We start from the raw sequence: 840 nt of genomic DNA, 5'->3' as shown, positions 1-840 counted from the left end.
GTGCTCTTGTGTAAAAATCATGTGAATTGCCTCTTACAAAACTGTTTTTATTCTGTCGGTTACCAAGCTTAAAGTCGTGCCACGCCAAAGGTATTCGGGCGTAGAGTTCGACGTTTTTCTTCGTCACAAATATCTAACAAAAATGCTAATACTTTTCGGGTGTCACGTGGGTCGATAAGTCCATCATCCCAAAGCCTTGCCGTGCCATATAGTGAGGTTGAACCTTTATCCAATTTGTCGGCAGTAGCTTTTTCTAAAACGTCTAACATTGCGGGATCTGCTTCTTTACCCATTTTGGCGTGCTTGTCTTCGGTAACAATACGCAAGACCTTGCCAGCTTGCGCTCCACCCATTACGGCCGTTCTACTGTTTGGCCAAGCGAAGATAAAACGAGGGTCTAATCCGCGCCCACACATTGCATAGTTACCTGCGCCGTAAGAGCCGCCAACCACGATGGTAAGTTTCGGTACGCTTGCGTTAGCCACGGCTTGCAGCATCTTAGAGCCGTGTTTGATAACGCCATTTTGTTCTGCATCGGTACCAACCATAAATCCGGTTGTATTATGGAAGAACAATAGGCTTGTGCCGGACTGCTCGCATAGTTGGATAAACTGCGCAGCTTTTGCCGCACCTTTTGGTGTGATTGGCCCATTGTTACCAATCAGCCCGCATGCATGGCCTTCAATTTTTAAGAAGCCACAAACGGTTTGATTATCGAACTCGGGTTTGAAATCGACGAAGTCAGATGAATCCGCAATACGCGCAACGATCTCACGCACGTCATAAGGTCGTTTGCTATCACTTGGAACAACGCCGATAAGCTCGTCAGGACTATATTTT

General features: G+C 46.5%; 1 protein-coding gene. It reads right to left on the bottom strand.

What is annotated here, in order from left to right; translation table 11 throughout:
- Positions 1-68: 68 nt before the first annotated feature.
- Positions 69-840 (bottom strand): carboxyl transferase domain-containing protein (locus A3739_RS26135; RefSeq protein ID WP_304440319.1); only part of this gene is annotated, 772 nt, incomplete at its 5' end.

Source organism: Oleiphilus sp. HI0067 (assembly GCF_001635735.1).
The sequence above is the reverse complement of the archived record's forward strand: the minus strand, read 5'-3'. Positions and strand labels throughout refer to the sequence as shown.